19 protein-coding genes, 1 pseudogene and 1 riboswitch are annotated in these 24408 nt (G+C 44.6%); of the genes and pseudogenes, 16 read left to right on the plus strand and 4 right to left on the minus strand.

The window, feature by feature from the left end; genetic code table 11:
* Positions 1-23: 23 nt before the first annotated feature.
* Complete coding sequence (locus F3J22_RS08750; RefSeq protein ID WP_167016217.1) at positions 24-620, minus strand: RNA polymerase sigma-70 factor; 597 nt, start codon at positions 618-620, stop codon at positions 24-26.
* Between the two features lie 168 nt (positions 621-788).
* Between F3J22_RS08750 and F3J22_RS08755 the strand changes: the two genes are divergently transcribed.
* The 10 genes from F3J22_RS08755 (at position 789) to F3J22_RS08800 (ending at position 14853) form a co-directional block, all read left to right on the plus strand.
* Entirely contained in the window at positions 789-1376 is a 588-nt protein-coding gene (locus tag F3J22_RS08755) for a hypothetical protein (protein WP_167016219.1), read from the plus strand.
* A 49-nt stretch (positions 1377-1425) separates the two neighbouring features.
* Entirely contained in the window at positions 1426-3876 is a 2451-nt protein-coding gene (locus F3J22_RS08760) for a zinc-dependent metalloprotease (protein ID WP_167016220.1), read from the plus strand.
* A gap of 75 nt (positions 3877-3951) precedes the next feature.
* On the plus strand, positions 3952-4476 hold the full coding sequence (locus tag F3J22_RS08765) for a hypothetical protein (RefSeq protein ID WP_167016222.1): 525 nt from the start codon (positions 3952-3954) through the stop codon (positions 4474-4476).
* An 81-nt stretch (positions 4477-4557) separates the two neighbouring features.
* Complete coding sequence (locus F3J22_RS08770) at positions 4558-7023, plus strand: zinc-dependent metalloprotease (protein ID WP_167016225.1); 2466 nt, start codon at positions 4558-4560, stop codon at positions 7021-7023.
* 14 nt (positions 7024-7037) lie between these two features.
* Positions 7038-8273, plus strand: a complete 1236-nt coding sequence (locus tag F3J22_RS08775; RefSeq protein ID WP_167016227.1) for a FecR family protein — start codon at positions 7038-7040, stop codon at positions 8271-8273.
* Between the two features lie 29 nt (positions 8274-8302).
* Positions 8303-11662: a SusC/RagA family TonB-linked outer membrane protein gene (locus tag F3J22_RS08780; RefSeq protein WP_167016229.1), complete on the plus strand. Its 3360-nt coding sequence runs from the start codon at positions 8303-8305 to the stop codon at positions 11660-11662.
* 18 nt (positions 11663-11680) lie between these two features.
* On the plus strand, positions 11681-13180 hold the full coding sequence (locus F3J22_RS08785) for a RagB/SusD family nutrient uptake outer membrane protein (RefSeq protein ID WP_167016231.1): 1500 nt from the start codon (positions 11681-11683) through the stop codon (positions 13178-13180).
* An 86-nt stretch (positions 13181-13266) separates the two neighbouring features.
* Positions 13267-14040 carry a sterol desaturase family protein gene (locus tag F3J22_RS08790; protein WP_167016233.1) on the plus strand — a complete coding sequence of 258 codons (774 nt, stop codon included), beginning with the start codon at positions 13267-13269 and terminating at the stop codon, positions 14038-14040.
* Positions 14041-14146: 106 nt separating this feature from the next.
* Positions 14147-14461, plus strand: coding sequence for a hypothetical protein (locus tag F3J22_RS08795; RefSeq protein WP_167016236.1), 315 nt, complete (start codon positions 14147-14149; stop codon positions 14459-14461).
* Positions 14462-14511: 50 nt separating this feature from the next.
* Positions 14512-14853 carry a hypothetical protein gene (locus F3J22_RS08800; protein WP_167016238.1) on the plus strand — a complete coding sequence of 114 codons (342 nt, stop codon included), beginning with the start codon at positions 14512-14514 and terminating at the stop codon, positions 14851-14853.
* 186 nt (positions 14854-15039) lie between these two features.
* Here the strand turns inward: F3J22_RS08800 and F3J22_RS08805 are convergent, their stop codons facing one another.
* Positions 15040-16221 (minus strand): homoserine dehydrogenase, encoded by a 1182-nt coding sequence (locus tag F3J22_RS08805; RefSeq protein ID WP_167016240.1) that lies wholly within the window; start codon positions 16219-16221, stop codon positions 15040-15042.
* Positions 16222-16278: 57 nt separating this feature from the next.
* A complete protein-coding gene (locus tag F3J22_RS08810) occupies positions 16279-17457 on the minus strand; it encodes a PLP-dependent aspartate aminotransferase family protein (protein WP_167016242.1) in 1179 nt (392 codons plus the stop codon).
* A gap of 182 nt (positions 17458-17639) precedes the next feature.
* Positions 17640-17759, minus strand: a riboswitch (SAM riboswitch).
* Between the two features lie 130 nt (positions 17760-17889).
* Between F3J22_RS08810 and F3J22_RS08815 the strand changes: the two genes are divergently transcribed.
* From F3J22_RS08815 to F3J22_RS08820, 3 genes and pseudogenes are all read left to right on the plus strand, one after another.
* On the plus strand, positions 17890-19167 hold the full coding sequence (locus F3J22_RS08815; RefSeq protein ID WP_167016244.1) for a DUF2851 family protein: 1278 nt from the start codon (positions 17890-17892) through the stop codon (positions 19165-19167).
* Positions 19168-19298: 131 nt separating this feature from the next.
* Positions 19299-19577, plus strand: a pseudogene (locus tag F3J22_RS30825) (DUF3667 domain-containing protein); the annotation flags it as partial.
* A 21-nt stretch (positions 19578-19598) separates the two neighbouring features.
* Complete coding sequence (locus F3J22_RS08820) at positions 19599-20327, plus strand: hypothetical protein (RefSeq protein ID WP_240155025.1); 729 nt, start codon at positions 19599-19601, stop codon at positions 20325-20327.
* A gap of 73 nt (positions 20328-20400) precedes the next feature.
* On the opposite strand, the gene F3J22_RS08825 is transcribed toward F3J22_RS08820, so the two are convergent.
* Positions 20401-20808, minus strand: a complete 408-nt coding sequence (locus tag F3J22_RS08825; protein ID WP_167016248.1) for an OsmC family protein — start codon at positions 20806-20808, stop codon at positions 20401-20403.
* A 179-nt stretch (positions 20809-20987) separates the two neighbouring features.
* On the opposite strand from F3J22_RS08825, the gene F3J22_RS08830 reads away from it, so the two are divergent.
* The 3 genes from F3J22_RS08830 to F3J22_RS08840 all read left to right on the plus strand — a co-directional run bounded on the left by F3J22_RS08830 (position 20988) and on the right by F3J22_RS08840 (position 24398).
* Positions 20988-21776: a hypothetical protein gene (locus tag F3J22_RS08830; RefSeq protein ID WP_167016250.1), complete on the plus strand. Its 789-nt coding sequence runs from the start codon at positions 20988-20990 to the stop codon at positions 21774-21776.
* A gap of 36 nt (positions 21777-21812) precedes the next feature.
* Positions 21813-22712: a lipoyl synthase gene (gene lipA / locus F3J22_RS08835; RefSeq protein ID WP_167016252.1), complete on the plus strand. Its 900-nt coding sequence runs from the start codon at positions 21813-21815 to the stop codon at positions 22710-22712.
* A 351-nt stretch (positions 22713-23063) separates the two neighbouring features.
* Positions 23064-24398, plus strand: a complete 1335-nt coding sequence (locus F3J22_RS08840; protein WP_167016254.1) for a TolC family protein — start codon at positions 23064-23066, stop codon at positions 24396-24398.
* The last annotated feature ends 10 nt before the right edge of the window (positions 24399-24408 follow it).

A 24408-nucleotide genomic window follows, 5' to 3' on the forward strand; every position in this document is an offset into this window, starting at 1 on the left:
TGACTAAAAGGGTCGGCTTCGTTTTACTTCTTTATTGTAAATAAGCTACCCACCAGTATAAAGAAGAGGCCCAGCTGTGTATCATTGAAGCGTAGCCTCAGCTGCGCCAGCGCTTTCGCTTTATGTTCTTTTACGGTAAATACAGAAATCCCCAGTTTCTCAGCAATCTCATCGTTTTTAAGTCCTTCCAGGAAAATCATACGAAACACCTGCTGTCTTTTCTCCGGCAGTTTTTCTATTTCCAGGTAAATAGATTGGATCAGTTCTGACTGTATCATTCTTTGCAGAATGAGGTCTTCCCCTTTTTTATCATCCAGGTAAATCATTTCCTGCTGGAAATTATTATGCACTTTCTGATGGCGAAGGTGATTCAGGCAGGCGTTGCGCGTAGTAGTATAAAGAAATCCTTTAATGCTTTTAGGATGATCGAAATCAGATTTCCTGTTCCAGAGCTTTACGAATGCATCTTTCACGATATCTTCTGCATCTGCCATACTATCTAGTAGCTGGTTTGCAAAAAAACATAATGGCTTATAATACTCTTTGAAGAAAGTATTAAAAGCATCCGCTTCTCCTTGTTGGAACGAAGGTATAAGATCTGACAAAAGATCCTCTTGCATTGATTGCAGCTGATTTAGGTTGTTGTTTAGTTGTAGTGGGAAAAGCAGGCTAAGCTATATAATAAAGCGGAAATTTTATAGTCAGTATTAAAAAATTATTTTTTTTCTGTTAAGACTAGTTCATATCAGCGTGCATCGTGTTTTAATTTTTTAAACGAAACAGATGCTATGCTGATAAGGAGCAAACAAAAATATCTGCACTATGTGCTAATGTTGGCCATACCCTGTGTGGTGGCGTCTTGCGGCGAAGGGACGATTAAGAAGGGAAATCGAAAGGTAATGCCGGGAGCTTACCTGCCTGTGCCCGATATTCCAGGGCTTCCTAAGCCTGAATGTACCTATGCTACATCCGACGGACAGCAGGCCATTCCTTTCCGGATTACACAAGTCGATTATTCACTGGATGGTACCGTGAGCGGTTTTGAGCGGATATCTATTCCTAATGAGCGATTTGATTCTATCGCTTTTGATATGGCGGAAACCTACCGGCCAATGGCGGCCGCATTGCTGGACCATTGGGCAGCTACCAATAACAAGGGTATTATCATTGACCTGAGTCAGGGTAAGGATGCCGGTTTGGGCGTGCAGTACAGTGTACGGGCAGGTGATAGAAATGTGCCCGTGGTGATACTCTGGGATAACAGCGGCGCGGCAAGAGCTGGCGTGTATAAGCATATGATTGGCGCATTCCCGGGTATCAAAGAGATCAATACCAGGCAATCCGCTAAAATGGGCACTGAGGAGTGTTTTAAATAATAGGGTATTTATACCGCAATCATCAACAACGAATTCAAGTACATCTGCAATGAAACGCTATACTTATATATCCCTTGCCGCACTGATGGCATCATGTGCCGTATTCAAGGGTGGGCGCAAGAAAAAAGCGACGCCGGCACCCGCGGCCATTGCCGTGCCGGCAAAACCGGTCAGCAAAAATGGCGTTAAGCCATACGACCAGGTAATTACGAAAAACCTGGTAAGCACAAAAGGGTTGTTTACCGTACATACTACCAAAGAATTAGATACTACATTTTTTGAAATTCCTGCAAACCTGCTGGGACGCGATATACTGGCCGTGAGCCGTATTACCGGTAATCCAGCCCTGCTGAATATCTTCCCGGGAGAAGAACTGGATACCAAAGCTATCACGTTTGAAAAAGGTCCGAATGAAACCATTACACTTCGTGAAAAGTTGTATGTCTACAAGTCTGACTCTTCGAACGTGATGAGCCATGCAGTAGCAGATTTGATAGAAGCGGTGGCTTACACATTCCCAATAAAGGCATATGGTAAAGATTCTGCTTCTTTCGTATTGGATATGAGTAAATATATTGTTGAGCCGACAAGTATTTTCAATACTATCAGCGCCAATAAACTGAAAGACTCTATCGCACCTACGCTGACAAAAAATGTCCAGCTTACCCGCGAACACATATATCCAGAGAACATTGAGCTGGGTACCAGTAAGATATATGTGAATAAAAAAGACAACAACCAGGAATATAACCTGGAAGCAAATACCTCGCTGTTATTGTTACCTGAAAAACCAATGACGGCAAGGTACATAGACCCGCGCATCGGTTATTTCAATACCGGCTGGATAGAATTTGGCGACGATCAGCAACGTGCACAAAGCAGAAAAGTGGCACGTCGCTGGAGATTGGAGCCAAAGCCGGAAGATCTGGCCAGATATAATAATGGAGAACTGGTAGAACCGGCAAAGCAAATTGTTTATTATATCGATCCGGCTACGCCGAAAAAATGGCGGCCATACCTGATTAAAGGTGTCAATGACTGGCAGAAAGCATTCGAGCAAGCTGGTTTTAAAAATGCCATCGTTGCAAAAGAATGGCCGGAAGGCGATACTACTATGCATATGGATGATATACGCTATTCTTTCATTAACTATTTCCCTTCTGAAGTTGCCAACGCCTACGGCCCAAATATCATTGATCCACGCAGCGGTGAAATTATTCAGACGCACATCGGCTGGTATCATAATATCATGACAGTTCTCCGCAACTGGTACATGATACAGGCAGGCCCTAATGATCCGAAGGCGCAGCATGTAGTATTTGATGATGAGCTGATGGGACAGCTGATTCGCTTTGTATCCAGTCATGAAGTAGGTCATACGCTTGGCTTAATGCATAACTTCGGCAACAGCAGCATGACACCGGTCGATAGTCTGCGTAGCATTTCCTATCTCCGCAAGCATGGCCATACTGGCAGTATCATGGACTACGCACGTTTTAACTACGTAGCGCAGCCAGAAGATAATATCCCGCAGGAATTACTGTTCCCTCGTATTGGAGAATATGACCAGTGGGCAATTGAATGGGGATATAAGTATACCGGCAAAACAGCCGCAGAAGACAAAACATCTTTATTTAACCTGACTACTTCCAGACTGGCAAATAATCCTCGTTTATGGTTTGGCGAAGGTCAGCTCCGTAAGATAGATCCGCGCTGTCAGACGGAAGACCTGGGCGACGACGCTGCCAAAGCTGGTTCCTATGGCATCCTGAATCTGAAACGTGTGATGGAGCATTTACCTGAATGGACCTACGAAGAAGGTGCCAACCAGGATGCCATGACTGAAGTTTATCAGCAAATACAGGAACAGTTTTTCCGTTACATGAACCATGCACTGCAATACGTGGGTACGCTGACGTATACACCCAAACCCAGCAACGACACCACGATGGTGATGGAGCCGGTACCAGTTGCTAAACAGCTGGCTGTGCTGGAGTTTTACAACAAAGAATTATTTACTACACCTACCTGGTTGCTGAATCCTAAAGTAACCGATGTTGCCAACCGTCCAGCGGAATTGAATACCGAATTCATTGCCGACCTCCAGGCAAGGGTGCTGAATAGTCTGCTGGATTACGAGCATATGGTTTATCAACAAGCCAACTACGACCGCTTTGAGGGCAACTCTTTAGGAGTTGATAAGCTGGTATCCGTACTGCACAATGATATCTGGAAAGAGTTGAAGGGCAGTGACGTTAAAATGGACGGCTATCGCCGCGATTTGCAGAAAGTGTATGTAGGCGCCGTACTGGATGCCCTGACTGGCAAAAGAAGTGCAAACGGAGAATCAGATGTAAACTCCTTAATGCTGCTGGAAGTCAGTACGCTGAAGGCAGAGATCACGAAAGCCATACCACATGCAGCTGATCCGCTGAATAAAGCACACCTGGTATACCTGGCCGAGCGTATCGAAAAGTTCGAGCACAAGAACAAAGGTTAAGTTTTTTGAAAATGACTAGTTCAGTATCCTTAGCAGCGTGTTTAAGGATACTGACCACTGATAATGGAGGTTTATATGATATTAAAAGTATTTAAATATCCTGTTTTGTGTATAGCGGCGGCGCTGATACTGGTATCATGCGGCGAAGAGGAAAAGAAGGCCGGGCCTCGTAAGCGAATGCCGGCGGCTTATTTTCCATTAACGCCCGATAGCTGTTCTCTGGGGATGATGCAACAAAATAGTGCTTTCCCTTTTGACAAGCGTGTAGTAGATTTGTCCGCTGGCGATGTTACAACAACAACCTATTACCGGTTTGCCTTACCGGATACCATTTATGATGCGCTCGCATCTGGCATGGTAGAGAAATACCGGCACATGGCAAAACCTATGCTTGAACAGTGGCTGCAATCAGAAAGAAAAGGAATTCTCCTTGACTTATGTAGTAATGCCAATGAACTGCAGCAGGCAGATTACCTTATTCAGCTGGATAGTATCCGGGTACCATTGGAAATATACTGGGATGAACAAACTGCGACGCGTTCTGCCAGGTATTTGGACCTGATAAATACGATTCCCGGCGTGAAGGTAACTGCGCTGTAACCGGAAACAGCCTACCGGCATACTTTACATCCAACTGCCAATTCCCCATTTTAATTTCAACATCACCAAAGTAGAATTGTAATGAAACGCTATACGTATATTTCTCTTGCAACACTGATGGCCTCCTGTGCCGTGTTCAAGGGCAGCCATAAAAAACCGACCACCGCAGCAACTCCGGTTGCCGCCACACCAGTGAAACCAGTAGCAGGCCCTAACAAAAATGGTGTAAAACCATATGCATCGGTGATTACCAAGTCGCTGACCAAACAAGAGGGCATATTCACGCTGCTAACATCCAGGGATCTGGACAGCATTTACTTCGAAATCCCTGATAGCCTGATTGGCCGCGATTTTATGCTGGTAAACAGGTTGAAAAAAGCGCCCGTAGGTGCTGAGATTTATCCGGGAGAAGAACTGGATGCGGCGAATGTATATTTTGAAAAAGGTCCGGGTGAAACGCTGATTATGCGTTCTAACCTTGTAGCGGCAGCCGCTGATACGGCAGATATGATTCACAAGGCGGTAATCAGCGCTAACCAGAATCCTATCATTGCCACGCTGAAAATACTGGCGTATGGTAAAGATTCTGCCAGCTATGTAGTAGATGGACTGAAGTTCATAAAGGAACCAGCCAGCCCGGTCAACTATATCCGGAATAGTCCGCTGTTCAAAGTATCCGATCCTAAAACGCTGAAAGATATTTTTGTAGAGAAGGTAAAAGTTTACCCACTGAATATTACCATCGCACTGAATAAAAACGGTACTACAAAACCTACGCTGGGCGCTCCTGCCGGCGGTCCTGTTTCCTACAGCACTACCAGTTCCCTGATACTGCTGCCAAAAGTACCTATGCAACAACGTTTTAACGACGGCAGAGTGGGTTATTTCGGAGATATGGTGGTGGAGTATGGCGATAACCAGCAACGTGCTATATCGCGTGAATTTTCCTACCGCTGGAGATTGGAACCTAAACCTGAAGATGTAGAGAAATACAAAAGAGGCGAGCTGGTAGAGCCGATAAAACCAATCGTTTATTATATCGATCCTAATACGCCTAAAAAATGGCGGAAATACCTGATCATGGGTATTAACGACTGGCAGGTAGCTTTCGAGAAAGCTGGCTTCAAGAATGCTATTATGGCAAAAGAATGGCCGGAGAACGACAGCACCATGGATATGGATGATGTTCGTTATTCCTTCCTCAATTATTTTCCTTCAGAAAAAGCTAATGCATACGGTCCGAATATCCATGACCTGCGCAGTGGTGAAATCATACAGACGCATATTGGCTGGTATCACAACGTAATGGTACTGGTGCGTAACTGGTATATGATCCAGTGTGGTCCTAACGATCCGCAGGCACAACATCCGGTATTCAGTGATGAGTTAATGGGGCAGCTGATCCGCTTTGTATCCAGCCACGAAGTGGGCCATACGCTTGGCCTGGCGCATAACTTTGGTAGCAGCAGCACCGTACCGGTGGATAGCTTGCGCAGTATTAGTTTCCTGCGTCAGCATGGCCATACGCCAAGCATCATGGACTATGCACGTTTTGACTATGTAGCGCAACCGCAAGACCATATCCCGCAGGAACTGCTGTTCCCACGGATTGGCGATTACGATCAATGGGCTATTGAATGGGGTTACAAACAGGTTTTTGCTCCTTCCGCCGCAGAAGATAAAAAAATCATGGACAAGGAGGTTACTAAACGTCTGGCAGCTAACCCACGCCTCTGGTGGGGAGATGGTGAAACACGTACAGATGATCCTCGGAGCCAGTCGGAAGACCTGGGCGATGATGCAGCTAAAGCCAATACTTACGGTATCGAAAACCTGAAACGTGTTGTAGCAGCCCTGCCAGCATGGACCAAAGACGAAGCAACGCTGAATGTAACCATGAAAGAATTATACAAGGAGATTCAGCAGACTTACCAGCGTTATGTCAATCATGTTATCAGCAATGTAGGCGCCAGCAATTATACGATTCGTCCACAGGGAGATCCTGCACCATCCTTTGTACCGGTGCCTAAGGCTAAACAGCTGTCTGCCGTTAAATTCCTGAACGACCAGGTGTTTAAAACGCCTACCTGGCTGACGGATGCAAAGATTGTCAACAGAGTAGAAATGCCGGAAACAAAGAATTTCCTCAGCCTGATGCAGAGTAAAACGATGTCATCCTTGTATAGCATCGGCCGTCTGAATATGATCCTGAGTAACGAGCGTCGTTTTGGTGACAAAGCGATGGGACTGTCAGAATTCATTACTGCGGTACATGGCGGCGTTTGGAGCGATCTGAAACAGCCGGGCGTTAAAACAGACATCTACCGTCGTAATCTGCAGAAATCATATGTAGCTGCACTGAATAATATCGTGAGCTCTCCTGTAGCCGGAGATTCCGAAAGCGATGCTGTTTCTATGCTGAAAGTGGATGCCAAAGCGCTGAATGCTGAAGTGAAACTGGCGTTGACTAAAACAACAGACCCGCTTACAAAAGCCCATCTGGCAGACATCTCCGGCAGACTAGATAAAATGCTTTCTAACAAATAATAATCGATCAATCATTGTCAACACCATTATCCGATCTGGAACATATTGAAATCATGGAGCAGATAGCTGCGTTATTACTGCGTCAACTGGAAGGTAGCCTGACCGAAGAAGAGGCTATAACACTACAGGCATGGCTGGATCAGCAGTCTGCAGATGCCCGGGAGTTTTATGCAGGCATTACAACACAGGAAAGAATAGCCGCATCCCTGAACAATATGTACCAGATAGATGAAGCTGCAGCTTTGGATGATGTGTGGAATCGTATGGGCGTAACCGTGGAGTCAACGGTAACGCCTGTGCGTTTCCTGTGGAAAAGATGGGTAGCCGCTGCTGCTGTTATTTCCGCGATAGTAACGACATCTGTATTAATTTTTTCTCATAAGCAAAACAAGAACCCTGAAACTCCAATGGCAGCGCGTTACGGCGGTGACGCATTGCCCGGAGGAGATAAAGCTACCCTGCAGCTGGCGGATGGTTCTGTAATTGTACTGGACAGCGCACACAATGGCGCACTGGCATTACAGGGCAATACCAACATCATCAAAAATGACTCAGGAACTATTTCCTACCAGGCAACAGGGAATGTAGCATCGGAAATTGCTTACAATAAAATCAATACTCCCCGCGGCGGACAGTTTAAACTGGTACTGCCAGACGGCACTAAGGTATGGTTGAACGCAGCCTCTTCACTGCGTTATCCAGCGGTATTTGCCGGCAACGACCGCACCGTGGAACTTTCGGGTGAAGCCTACTTTGAAGTGGCCCCCGATGCCAGCAAACGATTCAATGTTACTGTAGCAGTAGCCGATCATGCACCAATGAAGATTGAAGTACTCGGTACCAGCTTCGACATACAGGCTTATGCAGATGAACCAATTCACGAAGCTACCTTGCTGAGTGGTAAAATCCGTGTAGGTCGTGAAGCAGAAAGCGTACTACTCCATCCCGGACAACAAGCGCAATTATCAACAAGAAAACCAACTATTACTACCACATCTGCCAACGAAGAAGATGTACTCGCCTGGAAGAACGGACTGTTTAGTCTGCAAGACGCAACCATACAGGAAATTATGCGTCAGGTGAGCCGCTGGTATGATGTAGAAGTAGTGTACGAAGGAGATATTACCACACAGCAATTTATCGGTAAGATCCCGCGTAATACTAATTTATCCGATGTGTTAACTATTCTGGAATCTACCGGCTGGGTACACTTTAAGCTGGAAGGAAACAAATTAATTGTAAGGCCGTAACGGGCATTCATCTAAACGCTAAACGAAACATGTATCTTGAATCAACCAAAGGAAGGAAAGCGCTGTGGCAGCGGGCTTTAGGAGCCGCGCTGCTTTTATGTGCGCTCCCTTCGGCAGTAGTTGCACAAACAGTCAATCTTAGTTTGAAAAATGTGCCTATAGATAAGGCCTGTAAAGAGATAGAAAAACAGACCGGGTATTATTTTGTATATCCGAAAGATATTAACGCGAACGCATATCCGGTAAACCTGGAATTAAAGGATGAAGATGTAAAATCAGCGATTGGTAAAGTATTCCAGGGAACACCTTATGGATATACCGTTACCAATAAAGTAGTGTCTGTAAATACAGCACGTAAGATAGAGAAAGCAACTGCGGAAAAGGAAGTGGTAGATACCATAGCCATCAGTGGTTATGTTAGAGATGAAACGGGAAAGCCACTGGAGAATGCATCTGTGAGTTCTTCTCTTACAAAAAAGAGGGCACTCACGGACGCTAACGGTGCATATACACTCAAAGGTTTAAGACATGGAGAGGAACTGACTGTTTCTTATATAGGCTACCAGACGAGGAAGCTGAAAATGGCATTTGCCAATCAGCGTTTTTATTCATTTCAGATGGAGCTGGCCAGTAGTGAGCTGGATGGAGTAGTGGTAAAAGCATATGGTAAAACCAGTAAACGTTTGAATACTGGTAACATCGTATCTGTTTCTGGTAAGGAAATAGAAGATCAGCCACTACAGAATCCATTGCAGGCTTTAGAAGGGAAAGTGCCGGGATTGGTGGTCACCACCAATTATGCGAATCCTGCTGCAACCGTTCGTATGGAAATCAGAGGACGATCTACCATTAGTAATTCAATGTCTACTCAACCACTGATCATTATTGATGGTATACCGATGGTGATGGCAGATTATACGAAAGAGGCCCTAACGGGAACACCGCTTTCTTTAGGAATAGACCAATCAGGCATTGGGCCATCAGTAAGCTTGTTTTATGGGATCAATCCACGTGATATAGCCTCCATAGAAGTACTGAAAGATGCTGGTAGTACCGCTATCTATGGCAGCAGGGGGGCTAATGGTGTTATACTCATTACAACAAAAAAAGGAAAACCAGGACAGAATAAGTTTGATATTAGCTTAAGTGAAGGTATCACCACCGCCGCCGGGTTTAACGACTTTCTGAATACCACCGACTACATGCAGGTAAGGAGAGAGGCGCTGGCTGCCCATAACCTTACGCCAAGTGCTGTTACAAGTAACAGCGGTTTTGCCCCTGATATTATGCAATGGGATACCACAAAAAGTACTGACTGGAGTAGGTATTTCTTTAATGGTACCGGCAAAAAAACAACAGCAAATGTCTCATTAAGCGGTGCTTCTGCCAATCTTAACTATCGCCTTAGTGCCAACTATAACAGATCTAAAAGCATTAACAGTTTGTATGGCGGACTTGAATCTGGTGGTGTAAACTTTGCATTGGGAACTGGTAGTAAAAATAATAAACTCCATGTGGATTTTACGGGTTCAATGACTGTTTCGAAAAACGATCAGATAACAATGGGGGCAATACTTACAAGTGCACCTGATCAACCATTGCCAACAACTGCGACTGGTGCATTAAATATAGACGCCTTTAAAACTGTAATATATCCGTATGGTGTTTTGTTAAGAAAGGCCATCACAAAAGGGAACAATATTTTAGGTGGCATTAACCTTTCCTACACTATTATTGATGGTTTACAATTCACCATGAATACCGGGTATAATATGTCTGTCGGAAAATCATCATTGATTACCCAGCCATATGTAAGCTACCAGGATGGTGCATTGAGAACGACAACAGGATCTTCGTCCTGGGGTTTTACCAATAATGCGACGGTTAACCTTGATCCACGGCTCAGCTACACAAGGTCTATAGGTGACGGATCACTGACGGTAGCTGTAGGGGCCACTTATCAGGCAACACAAACCAGCTTTACCAATTTAATGGGAGGCGGTTATACGGACAAAGATCTCCAGAATTCCATCACTAATGCGAAATCAGTGACAAGTACTGACTATGCAGCACAATACAAATATGCCGGTGCTTATGCCACATTAGGCTATAACTATGGTAATAAATACCTGGTGGATGTTGCGGCCAGAAGAGACGGAAGCAGTCGGTTTGGATCAGGACACCAGTTTGGAAACTTTGGTTCTGTTGCCGCTGCCTGGATAGTATCTGAAGAACCCTGGGCCAGAAATGTATTACCTGAACAGGTAAGCAGTCTCAAGTTCAGAAGTAGTTACGGTGTTACTGGCTCAGATATGGTGGGAGATTATAAATTTATGACACAGTGGAGTGGACTTGCTCCAGGTTCTACCAATATAGCTATGACTCCCTATGAAGGTATTTCAGCAATGTTGCCACAAATTCAGGCAAATAAAGATTTTCACTGGCCATCAACTTATCAGTTCGAAGGTGCTATGGAAGCAACATTTTTAAAGGAACGCCTGTCATTAGATGTTGCCTGGTACAATAAAAGAAGTGTTGATCAATTATTGGATTACAGTACTTCTGCTACTACCGGATTTTCTACAGTACTCGCCAATATGCCGGCAGTAGTGGTGAACAGTGGTTGGGAATTCAGATTGGGCGGACAAATTATTAAGAAAAAAGATATTAACTGGTCGCTGTATTACAACACCAGCTTTGTCAATAACGTATTGAAACGATACGATGGTATTGAGAATTCGAATTATGTTTACAGGTATAAAGTTGGTGGCTCACTCGATGATATATATCTATATCACTTTCTCGGTATTGACCCTCAAACGGGGTTGGCAAAAGTAGAAGACTATGATAAAGATGGTAAGATTCAGGTATTTGATAATGTACCTTTAGGAACAGGAGATAAACGAATTGTACATACTACAAAGCCAACCTTTTATGGTGGTATCTCCACCATGCTTCAGATAAAATCATTCTCTTTGAGTGCCAATATAGATATCCGGAGATATTATGCCCAATTGCTTTATAACGGCAGCATGGGACTTCTTAATCAGAATGTTACCTACGATCAGTTCAATGGCCGTTGGAAAGGACCTGGAGATACTAACGCCAGGTATCCGAGAGCAATTATGGATTCGGAGGTCAACACTAACTTTTTTGGTGGATCTGATGCCAGCTACAAAATGCTTACCTTATTCAGATTGCAATCTGTTGTCTTGAGCTATGGCTTGCCATCATCCATTCTAAATACAGTGAGGATGAGGTCGGCCAGTATTTCACTGGCTGTTAACAATGCACTGTTGTTATCTAACTATAATGGAGTAGATCCTTCCACTTCACTTAGTACAGTACCCCAACGCGTGGTAAATATTGGTATTAACTGTACACTCTAATTTTTAAAGTTAAAAAGGATGATGATCAGAAAAAAAATTATCAGATCAATATATATTACAGGAACAGCGGGACTGATGTTAATGACGAGCTCCTGTAAAAAATTAATCGAAATAGACCGTCCCATCGGAAATATAAGTACAGAAGCAGTTTTTGAAACAGACGATAAAGCTGCTACTGCCATGGCTGGGGTATATTCCTATATGATTGACTATCCGGAGTCGCCTTCATTTTATAACAGCTCATTTGATGTATATGGACTGTTAATAGGTGATGATGGATACCTGCATGTTAAAGCAGAGGTAAACCCGCTGCTTCCTTTTTATAACAATCAGTTTCAGCCGACCGATGTATTATCATCTAGTTTATGGTCCAGCGCCTATAAGGTAATTTATGGCGCAAATGCTGTGCTGGAAGGTATCCAGGCTTCTACTTCCATGAAGTTAACGGAGGCTGCCCGTCGCCGGCTGAGCGGCCAGGCGCTGTTCTGCAGAGCTTATTCCTATTTCTATCTGGTGAATACTTTCGGAGGTGTACCCCTGGTAACCACTACAGATGTCACCCAGAATATCACTAAAGGTAAGTCACCTGCGGCAGATGTTTATAAGCAGATCGTTGAAGACCTGAAAAATGCCTGGGAGTTAATGCCCGCAGAGCCAGCCGCCGCTAAAACTCATCCGGATAAATATGCTGCCGCAGCGTTGCTGGCACGTACCTATGTTTATCAGAAAGATTGGGCTAATGCTGCTGCAATGGCTGATTCTGTAATTAATTCCGGAGAATTCACATTGCAGCCACTGGATAAGGTATTCAGAGGTGGCAGTAAAGAAGCTATCTGGACGCTACGCCAGGAAACCACAAGGAAAGACTACCTGGAAACAGAAATTGACTTTATACCATTCATGAATATCATGAATGCTGATATGGCAGCAGCATTGACAGATCCCGCTACGTTTGCGATAATAGACCAGATGGGATATGCATATCCGGCAGTTGGATTATCAAAATCCCTGTCGGATGCTTTTGAGGCGAAGGATCAGCGGAAAAAGGTCTGGATGTCTTATGTGCCTGTTCCGGATGTTGCTCCTTACGATGGTGTTCCTATTTATTTCTCTATAAAGGTAATGGCACTCGATGCGGCAGGAAAAGCACTGGATAGAGACGTAATGATGCTGCGTCTGGCAGAAACCTACCTGAATCGTGCAGAGGCAAATGCACACAATAATAAGCTGGCCGAAGCCATTGCAGATGTGAATATCATCCGCAGCAGAGCAGGTCTCCCTGCACTGGCAGCTGAATCACAGGAGCAGGTACTGGCAGCAGCTGCACAGGAACGTCGTGTGGAGCTCTTTGCTGAAGGCGGCCTCCGTTGGTTCGAAATGAAACGTACGGGTAAAGCAGTTGATATCTATGGCAGCCTGGCGGATAAACAACCCTGGTCGGAACATCAGCTGATATTGCCAATACCGGAAACAGAATTAGTAAATAATCCTGCTATTAAGCAAAACGAAGGCTATTAATCCTTATATAAATTCCACGCAAAGCCCTGTTGTTGTTAGTGTTCCCGGGAGAGCAATCTCCCGGGACCTTTTTTAAAAATAGTCAGATGGAAACATTTTTCAGATACGTCGCCGCAGAAACAGCGTTTAACCTTTTACGTTACTTTGTAATTGCAGGTATTATGTTTTACCTGTTCTATAAAGTTTTTGCAGGAAGATTTACAAAGAATAAAATCCAGCCTAAAAGATTTGCTGATAAAAAAGATTTTTTAAGAGAGATAGTACATTCTTCCATGTCCAGCGTCATCCTGGCACTGGTAGCAATTTTCGCGTTTACACCATGGATCAAGCCACATACTTTTATCTACATGGACCTCAACGATTATCCGATCTGGTGGATACCGCTGAGCGTAGGCCTTGCCCTGGTAGTACATGATACCTACTTCTACTGGATGCATCGCACGCTGCATCATCCTAAATTATTTAACATCACCCATTTATTACATCACAAATCTACCAATCCCAGCCCATGGACGGCTTATTCTTTCCATGTGCTGGAAGCCTTTGCTGAAGGTGGGGTAGTACTGGTGCTGGTATTTATTATGCCGATGCATCCCTTATCCCTGGCACTGTTTACCATCGTGGCGCTGATGATTAACGTATACGGACACCTGGGATATGAGATCATGCCTAAAGGTTTCAGGAAGTCATTTCTCTTTGAAATCCTGAATTCCTCTACCTACCATAACCTCCATCATGCAAAGTTTAAGGGTAATTACAGCCTTTATTTTCGTGTATGGGACCGCGTGATGGGAACGGAGCACCCCGACTATGTAAAGCATTACGATATTATCCAGGAGCGACGATTCGGTAAAGAGTAGCCATATATAACTGCTGATCAATGCAAAAAATCTTCTGTCGTAACAGGCAGGAGATTTTTTGTTTTCGGGCATTTCCTATACATTGTCGGTAGAAACCTATTATCCTATGTTCCTACTCTACGGCCGTATGACTGCCAAAATCACGAAGCATCCCGATCCGATTATCGCCTGTCCGAACGACAACCGGCATATGCTGAATGTCGTCATTCATCAGCTTTATTTTCATGTTTTTTTTATTCCATTCTTTCCAGCTGGCCCAACAGAAGTATTCGTGAAATGCAGCATATGTGAAAAGACTTACCGCAACAAAAAGGTTACCGCTGCATATAGTAAGGTGAAGCATTTCTGGTATCTTTTTACGGGGCTTTTCCTGGTTGTACTATTCTTCCTGGCGGTAGGAATAGCAAAGCTGTTTTTCTGAGTCCGGACAAGTTAAAGCTATATTCTCATTTGTTTTAAATATACTATCCTATGCATTTTATCCTTGGCGTGCGCACCGCGGAGATTGAAAAGTATGCTGATCCTGTTCTTTACTGCCCGGACAATGACGAGCATTTACTGGAAGTGATTATCCAGCAACAGTATTTTCATGTTTTCTTCATTCCTTTTTTTCCTATTGGTCCTACGGATGTATGGCTACGCTGTAATAGCTGTATTGAAACTTATTATAACCCTGAAATAGAAGATATCTATAAGGACCCTAAATATCACTGGTTCCTGTTTCTGGGGCCGATTATTATAGTAGGATCTATCGTGCTGCTGGGACTGATTGCCGCGATCGTTGCCTTGTGTTCATCTTCCAGTCCTGTGTAGGCTGATACCACTGCTTTAGACCATTTTCTGGAGTTATCCGGCTATAATGGCAATTTTTATAAATAAATACGGCGCAGAAAACTGCGCCGTCGAGATGGTTGGTTCCGCTTTGCGGAAATGCATTGCGGTTGGTGTTTGATCAATTTTGCTTATGAGAAAACTTTTAACAATAAAAGTTCCGGACTACTATTCGAGAACCAGCAGGTTCACGTCTTTATTTTTAAGCCACTGTGCATCTTTCAGTTTCTGCAGGTTGATAGTACCCACCACATAACGATATTCTGCTGACTCATACTTTTCTTCAATGCTGAAGAATTCGTGGAGATCTACCTGGTCAGGTGTTTTATAACGCAGATAGATTTTCAGTTTAACATCGTTGGTAAATGCCGGCTGATTGTTTTGTTTGATTTTTTTGTATTCGTAGCGATAGTTGTACAGCAGCGCGGAAATGTCTGACAGTACAGCGCTACCGGTAGCGGTACCACCGGCGCCTTTACCTACAAAGAACTGTTTATCGGTAAATGCAGATTCCAGTAAGATACCATTGTATTCGTTGTATACATCGTATAACAGGTTGTGCTCTTTCACGAGGTGTGGCAGCACGAAGGCAAAGACATTACCGTTGTTCCGGCGGCAATGGCCAATGAGTTTGATCGTAGAATTACGTTGTCTGGCGAACTGGATATCGAAATCGTTCAGGTGGTGTATACCGAAGTTGAATACTTCTTCCGGTTTAACGAAAGTACCGAACGCGTGTAATAACAGGATGACAATTTTGAATTTAGGATCGTAGCCTTCGATGTCGAGGGTTGGATCTGTTTCTGCGAAGCCCAGGTCCTGCGCTTGTTGCAGGGCGGTTTCGAAGCTCAGGTTTTCTTCGAATATTTTGGTAAGGATATAGTTCGTAGATCCGTTACAGATACCTTCTACTGCATTGAGCAGATCGTTGTCGTAGTATTCTTCCAGGTTACGGATGATAGGAATACTTGCACAGCTGGAGGCTTCGTACAGGAATGGAACTTTATTTTCTGCCTGTAACTGGTAAAGAGAAGCGAGGTTTTCAGCAATCATTCTTTTGCTGGCGCTTACTACAGCTTTACCGTTACGCAGGGCGGTGCTTACGATTTCAAATGCTGCTTCAGTATCATTGATAAGTTCTACCACTACGTCAATGGTAGGATCTTCCAGAATTTCATTTTTATCAGTAGTGAAATAACTGCTGTCGATTGGTCTTGATTTGTTAGGGTCTTTAATACAGATTTTTTTGATTCTTGCATTAATACCTTTTGTTCTGTTCAATACTTCGTACAGGCCTTGTCCTACACAACCGAATCCGAAGATTCCTAAATTGATGATCTTATTTTCCATACTTTTTCAATCATTGTGCGGTCATCAATGAGCTGTAGCAGCCGATGTTCCGCGCTTTTATTGTAAAACAGTTATTTGTTTGCCGGCAGGAGAGTTGAGTCTGTCCAGTGCCTGTTTCAGATCGTTGATCAGGTCTTCTGCGTCTTCGATGCCTACAGACAGTCGGATACAGGAGTCCTGCAGACCTGTTTTTTTCCGGAAATCTTCCGGTATGTTGCGATGCGTCATGGTGGCAGGGTGTGCCAGCATACTTTTCACGCCGCCAAAGCTTTCTGCGAGTTTAAACAGTTTTGTTGCGTTGACGATACGGATCGCATTTTTGATGTTATCAGCCTTTAGTGAGAAGCTAACGAGTCCGCCATAATTTTTTTGTTGTTTCCTGGCAATATGGTGGTTTTTATGGGTGGCGAGCCCTGGATAGTACACCTTATCAATTGCCGGATGTGTGCTCAGCCAGTTGGCTACGGCAGTGGCATTGGCACATTGTTTTTCCAGTCGCAGCCACAGCGTTTCTATTCCGCGGATAGTGAGCCATGCTTCGAATGGGCTGAGGATACTGCCGGAAATATTCTGGTTGTACCTCAGCTGATCTGCCAGTGCTTTGGAATTTACCACTACCAGTCCTGCAATTACATCACAATGTCCTGCCAGGTATTTGGAGGCGCTGTGAATCACGATATCGGCGCCGAGGGTGATAGGCTGCTGCAGCAACGGTGTGCTGAGGGTATTATCTACCACAAGGAGAATATCATGTTGTTTGGCGATCTTGCTGACAGATTTAATGTCAGTGATGCGCAGTGTAGGATTGGTGGGAGATTCCAGCCAGATAACACGTGTTTTTGGTGTGATCGCAGCGAGTACTTTATCCGTATTGCTGGTATCAACAAAGTTTACCTTAATACCGAATCTTTCGAACATGTGGTTGAAGATCTGGAAGATGCCTCCATAGGTATCTTCTACCGCCATGATTTCATCGCCGGTTTTCAGGAGTTTGAGAACAGCATCAATAGCCGACATGCCACTGGCAAACGCGAATCCGGCATAGCCTTCTTCGAGGTTACAGATCAGGTCTTCCAATACTTTCCTGGTAGGGTTGTTGGCCCTGGAAAATTCGAATCCCTTGTTGATGCCCGGCGATTCCTGCACAAACGTCGATGTCTGATAGATAGGTACTGAAATGGCACCTGTCAATTCATCTACCGGAATGCTGTGAATCAGTTGTGTTGCTGTTTTCATTGTCAGAACTGTTTTTAATGATTGTCAGAATATGGAAATAATATTCTGCAACTTTATCACTAAAATCTAACTTAAACAACCACAAATCCATGAAGGGTGTGAGAGAGAAGGGCACAAAAAAAGGCTCTTCCTTTTGTTGGAAGAGCCTTTCAAATATATTAAGGTGAAGATTAATCTCTGCCAACTTATCTTTCTCTCGATTTTACTCAAGAGCAGGAATTAGCACCATCTTCCTGACTTGCAATTCAGGAAAGGTTGCTAAGGCATCATCGGGCCAGACCCTCCGCCTTTCTGGATAAGTGATGTGTAAGAACTGGGTGCAAAGGTAACATCATCCGGATCAAATTTCCAAATCAGAACAAAATTTTTTTTTCTCACCTGATTATTTACCCGTTATTCTACTATATTTTTATATAAACCAACCATATCTATATGTCTGTTAACCCGTTGCTCTCCGAAGAGCTGTTCCAGTTTATCTGGCAGCATCGCCTGTACAATCATCAGGCGCTTAAAACAACTGATGGCGAAGCCATTACCGTACTACATCCGGGGATTCCCAACCATCAGGACGGCCCCGATTTTACCGCAGCTACTATTAGCGTGGGCGCTACCCGCTGGAGCGGAAATGTAGAATTACATCTCTGTAGCTCCGACTGGTACCGCCATGCGCATCACCACGACCCGCGGTATGCGAACATTATTCTGCATGTGGTCTTTTGCCACGATAAGCCCGGACTGCTGTTTCCTGCGCCCTGCCTGGAATTGCAACAGCATATCCCCAAACTGCTGTTGCAAAGGTATGCTGCACTCAAGCTCAGTGCCGGTTTTGTGCCCTGTCACAGCCAGGTGGCCCGGGTATCTCCGCTGCACTGGCTCTCCTGGCAGGAAAGGCTGCTGGCAGAGCGCTGGGAGCACAGGATGCGCCGTTGGACAACACTGCTTCAGAAGAATTGCAACGACTGGGAGGAACTTTGTTATCACTTGCTGGCAGAGGGTTTCGGACAGCCGCATAACAGTGGCCCCATGCTGGATGTGGTAAAGCACCTGCCACTAACACTGCTCCTGCGTTACCGCCATCATCCGGCCATGGTGGAAGCATTGCTGTTCGGGCAGGCGGGGCTGCTCCAGGCAACCTTTTCAGATGACTGGCCCAATGCCCTGCAGCGCGATTACCAATGGCTGAAACATAAGCATAACCTTATTCCTGTGCCGGCGCATAGTTGGAAATGGCTACGGATAAGGCCTTCGGCTTTTCCTACTGTCAGGCTGGCCACCTTTGCAGCCTTGTGGATACAGCGGCCCCGGCTGTTTGCAGCCCTGACAGAAGCCGGTAGCCTGGAGGAAATTAAGCAGCTGCTTTTCGTACAACCGTCGCCGTATTGGAAAACGCATTACCGCTTCGGACTGGAAGTAGATAACGCACATGGAATGGGGACACAGGCGCTGAATAGTATCATCATCAATGTGGTGCTGCCGCTGCGTTACTTCTATGGTAAAATGAAAGCTTCCGTTTACCTGCAGCAACAGTCGCTGGAATGGCTGGGAGCTATGCCCGCAGAGGAAAACAGGGTACTTGCAAGGTGGAAAGAAGCAGGAGTGGTCGCTAACAACGCAGTGGCTTCACAGGGTTTGTTACATTTGAAAAAATATTATTGTGATGAGTTGAGATGCCTGCATTGTATGGTAGGCGTGAAGTTGTTGGGAAGATGAGCTGGTGGGGCTGATCAGCAGATAACCAGGAACTGGTCAGCCTGCTTACAGATAATGACATAATTTATCAGCTGATTTTTCCATTTCAGAAAAAACTAATATTTTTAAAGCTTCTTAACCCTACGATCACGTTGAAAACACAACCCTTACGCCAGCATCGGAATTGTCTGAATTGTGGAAAACATGTAGCCGACAGGTACTGTAGCCATTGCGGACAAGAAAATGTAGCGCCACACGAAACCTTTGGACATCTTATTAAACACTTTGTATCAGATATTTTCCATTATGATTCAAGGTTTTTACTGACATTAAAATACCTCTTTACCAGACCTGGCTTTCTTTCCCGTGAACATCGCCTTGGAAAACGGGTAAGCTATGTGAATCCAATCAACTTATACCTGTTTACCTCATTCATATTATTCTTCATATATATGACATGGCTAAAGCAGATTACCGGATTACAAGAACACCATACGCAGGAAAATGGTAAGACGGAAGTCATAACACTAGGGCCTTTTAAAGAACTGACGCTGATGAAGCGAAAAGTCATGCCAGGTGTCGCGCAAAACGATTCCGCTTCCATCAGGAATTATGCGTTATTGGAACAGATAGAAACCGTAACTACGCAGGAGGAGTTTGATGCTATTAATCATCAGCTGCCTGATTCGCTACATTTTACCGGCCTGACAAAATTGCTTATCCAGACAGATGCTGCTGCTTTAAAGCATTATCATTCTCAGGAAGAAAGGGAGCGGGTTTATGAGGAAGGATATTATCATAACTTCCCCAAGATCATGTTCTTTTGTCTGCCGTTTTTTGCCTTATTCCTGAAAGTTGCATTTTACAGGAATAAGCAATGGCTATACGCAGATCATGCGATATTTACCTTGCACATACATGCATTTGTATTTATAGTGCTGGCTATTACCCTGCCTTTATTCTGGACTTTAGGCCGGTACCTGGATAACAGTTTGTTCCATTGGATTTTAGCGGGCTGTTTTACACTTTATTTAATCATCGCATTGCGTAGGAATTATGGCCAGCCAATATGGAAAAGCTGTGTGAAAGGCATCGCGTTATATGGCGCCTATATAGGGTTTGTAGGGTTAGCGTTGACGCTGACAGGTATTTTGATAAACGTTTATCATACTTATTTTTAGAAAGACATCCCACCATAAAAAAATCCCGTCTCTACGCAGTAGAGACGGGATTTTTTAGTTTAAAAAGCAGGAATTACCAGTTAAACACAATATTTTGTTTGATATCCGGATGGATGCTGTAGGCAACCGGGCAGGTATGCGCGGCTCTTTCCAGGATGGTTCTGGCTTTTTCGTCCAGTCCGTGGCCGGCAGGGAAATCAAAGGTAACATCGATGCCTGTGATGCGGCGTGGATCGGTGCCCATGATTTTCTGGATGCTTACTTTAGTGCCTTCGATATTCCACTGAGCATCGCGGGCCTTGATACCCATGATGGTGAGCATGCAGCTTCCCAGCGCGGTGGCAACTAAATCGGTAGGAGAGAACCTTTCGCCGAGGCCGTTGTTATCTACTGGGGCATCTGTTTCGATTACGGTGCCAGACTGCAGATGAGTTGCAGTAGTGCGTAACGATCCTGTATATACGATTTCTGATGTTTTCATGACGATGCTTTTGGTATTTTAGTGCAAGTTAAGCAATGTGAACAAACCATAAAATAACTGTATTTTTAATATTCGTAACATAACAATACCTTTAACCAAGCGTTTAATAATATATCAACAGCCCAATTACTGTGAAAAAATTATACTTGATCATCCTTATTTCAGCCATTTGCGGGACTGTGAAAGCCCAATCCACGTCTACGGGAACGTCATCTAACAATGAAAAATCCAAGGAACAGCGTAAGCTGAAGCGGATTAAGGTTTTCAAAGAACAAGAAGAAGGCGAGAATGTATTCCAGCGTGATTTCTCTCTCGGTGGTCGTCTGAATACCGACGGCTGGGGAGGTTTTTTTGAGCTGGGCTACCGTAAGAGCCGTAAGGTCGTTAATTACTTCCAGTTCGAATTTTCTGAAAAGAAGAGTGATAAGGAAGATAAACGTCAGGGATATGCCTTTACCAATATGGGCGTAACTTCCAGGCCTTATATCTATGGTAAGCAGAATAATTTCTACCCGGTAAAACTGGGGGTAGGGCAGCGTTACCTGATCGGGGGAAAAGCCAATAAGAACGGAGTAGAGGTGAGTGGTATTTATTATGGAGGCGTTTCTATCGGGCTGGTGAAACCTTATTACCTCAACGTGATGGTAGGCAATGACCAGGTGGCGGATATCCGCTATGATCCCAACGATCCCAATGCCAAGAACTTCCTGGACCCTAACGCTATTAACGGCGGTGGCGGTTTTGGTAAGGGATGGAGCGAGCTGAGTGTTATTCCCGGATTGCATGCCAAGCTGGGTATGCGCTTCGACTGGGCGCATTTCAATGAAGTGGTGAGTGCGCTGGAGGTTGGTGTCAACGGAGAATTTTATACCAAGAAGGTTCCAATCATGGTAAATGATTATAATAAGCAATTTTTATTTAATGCGTATCTGAGCATTCAATTCGGAAAACGCTGGAATAAGAGATAAGTATTACCTTTGTTTTTCTAAAGAAAGGAGTAAGCGATGCAAGAATTACCCGTAATAGCCGCCGAGCCAGCCACTGCCAGAGTGAAAAAGCCTGACTGGCTGCGTGTTAAATTGCCGATAGGAGAAAGCTACAAGCAGGTTAGAAACCTGGTAGATACCCATAAATTACATACCATCTGTGAAAGTGGCAACTGCCCTAATATGGGCGAATGCTGGGGAGCCGGAACGGCAACCTTCATGATCCTGGGCAATATATGCACCCGTAGCTGTGGCTTCTGCGCCGTAGCCACTGGTCGCCCTGACCCTGTAGATCATGATGAACCTCAACGTGTTGCAGAAGCGATCTACCTGATGAAGGTGAAACATGCCGTTATCACCTCTGTAGACCGCGACGAACTGAAAGATGGTGGCTCCATCGTTTGGGCAAACACCATCAAGGCAGTACGTGCCCTCAACCCGGATACCACCATGGAAACCCTGATCCCTGATTTTCGCGGTCAGTGGGAAAACCTTCAGCGTATCATTGATGTAGCACCTGAAATCGTATCCCATAACCTGGAAACCGTAGAACGCCTTACCAAGCAGGTACGTATCCAGGCTAAATATCACCGCAGCCTCGAAGTAATCCGCAGGCTCAAAGAAGGTGGCATGCGCACAAAAAGCGGTATCATGCTCGGCCTCGGTGAAACCAAGGAAGAAGTAGTACAAGCCATGCAGGACCTGTATGATAACGGCTGTGATGTAGTTACATTAGGCCAGTATCTTCAGCCAACTCCTAAGCACCTGCCGGTTGTTCGCTTCGTTCACCCGGATGAATTTGCAGAATTACGCGAGATAGGATATAACATCGGTTTAGACTACGTAGAGGCCGGACCGTTAGTTCGATCTTCTTATCATGCGGAAAAACATATTAACAGCGGTCGAAATAAAGGATGATCGGCCGCGAACTTCATGTAATTGTTAAAATCCACCCGACCGGGTGGATTTTTCTTTTTAGAATACTATCTTAGCGCCTCGTTAAAAATTAACCTGGTATACAAAAGCCCGTTGTTTACCTGAGATTTAAGTTGTTTTACCTGAGAACCTACCTGTTATCTGCAGCTGCACTGCATTTGTAAATACTATGCACTAAAATTATTCTGTCTCAGCGCCAGCACAATGGCCTGCGATATGATATGGACGATGAACTGGCTATAACTACTATGTATCTGCGTATATGCATCTACGTTATCCAACTTTTATTGTCTGAGATTGGAACAAAGAAGAACTGAATGTCAAAAGCCTTTTATGAAAAGAGCATTTTACCTGTTAGCTGTGTCGTGCGGATTATTATTTTCCGGCCAACTTCACGCACAGCAATCTAACGACCTACTGCCTTCGACAGCCACTCTGGAGGATTGTATCCGCTATGCGCTGAAACATCAGCCTGTACTGCATCAATCCGTTATTGATGAGGCGATCACCGACAGAACAGTAAAAAGTAAGCTGGCCGACTGGTACCCACAGGTATCTGTAGATGCAAACCTGCAGCACTACCTGGAATTACCTACCTCCATCTTCGGTGGGAATCCTACTAAAGTAGGCGTGGCCAACAACTCTGCTGCTACCTTCACACTAAACCAGAACCTGTTTACCCGCGATCTCCTGCTCGCCAGCAAAACAGCAAAGGAAGTGCGTACCCAAAGCCAGCAAAATACTACCCGCAGCCAGATAGATGTGGTGTCGGACGTTAGTAAAGCCTATTATGATGTGTTGCTTACACAGCAACAGATCAATGTGCTCAGCGAAGATATCCTCCGCCTCGAAAGATCGCTGAAAGATGCTTATAACCAGTATCAGAGCGGTGTAGTGGATAAAACCGACTACAAAAGAGCGACGATCTCTCTCAACAACGCAAAAGCACAACAGAAAGCTGCCATGGAATTACTCAGTTCCAAACAGGCTTACCTGAAACAACTACTCGGATATCCAACATCTTCCGCAGATATCCTCATCTCAGGCGATACCACTACCATGGTGGCTGAAGTAAACAACAGCGATACCAGTATCACCCCTGATTATCATAACAGGATAGAATACAAATTGCTGAAAACACAGGAAAGTCTGCTGGAAGCAAACGTACGCTATAACAAATGGGGATATCTGCCTACAGTATCTGCATTTGTTAACTATGCCTTTGCCTATCAGAACCAGGACTTCGGCAAACTCTATAATAACAATTATCCCAACTCCCTGCTGGGTTTAAAACTGAGCCTGCCTATTTTCCAGGGAGGAAAGCGTGTACACAACATCAAAATGGCAGAGTTACAGCTGGAACGTAACAAATGGGATTTTGAATCTTTGTCCAGCGCTGTAAATACGCAATATACACAGGCGATGGCAGCATATAGAAGTAACCTGAACGACTATATGACTTTAAAGGAAAACGTGGCGATGGCACAGGATGTATATAATCTGCTGCAGCTTCAATATAAGGAAGGCATTAAAACCTACCTCGATGTACTGATCTCTGAAACGGAACTGCGTACTGCTCAGCTGAGCTACTACAACGCGATGTACCAGGTACTGAGCAGTAAAATCGATCTGCAGAAAGCATTAGGAACCTTAACAGTAAATTATTAAATGGTAACCG

This window comes from Chitinophaga sp. Cy-1792 (assembly GCF_011752935.1).
Lineage (GTDB): Bacteria > Bacteroidota > Bacteroidia > Chitinophagales > Chitinophagaceae > Chitinophaga.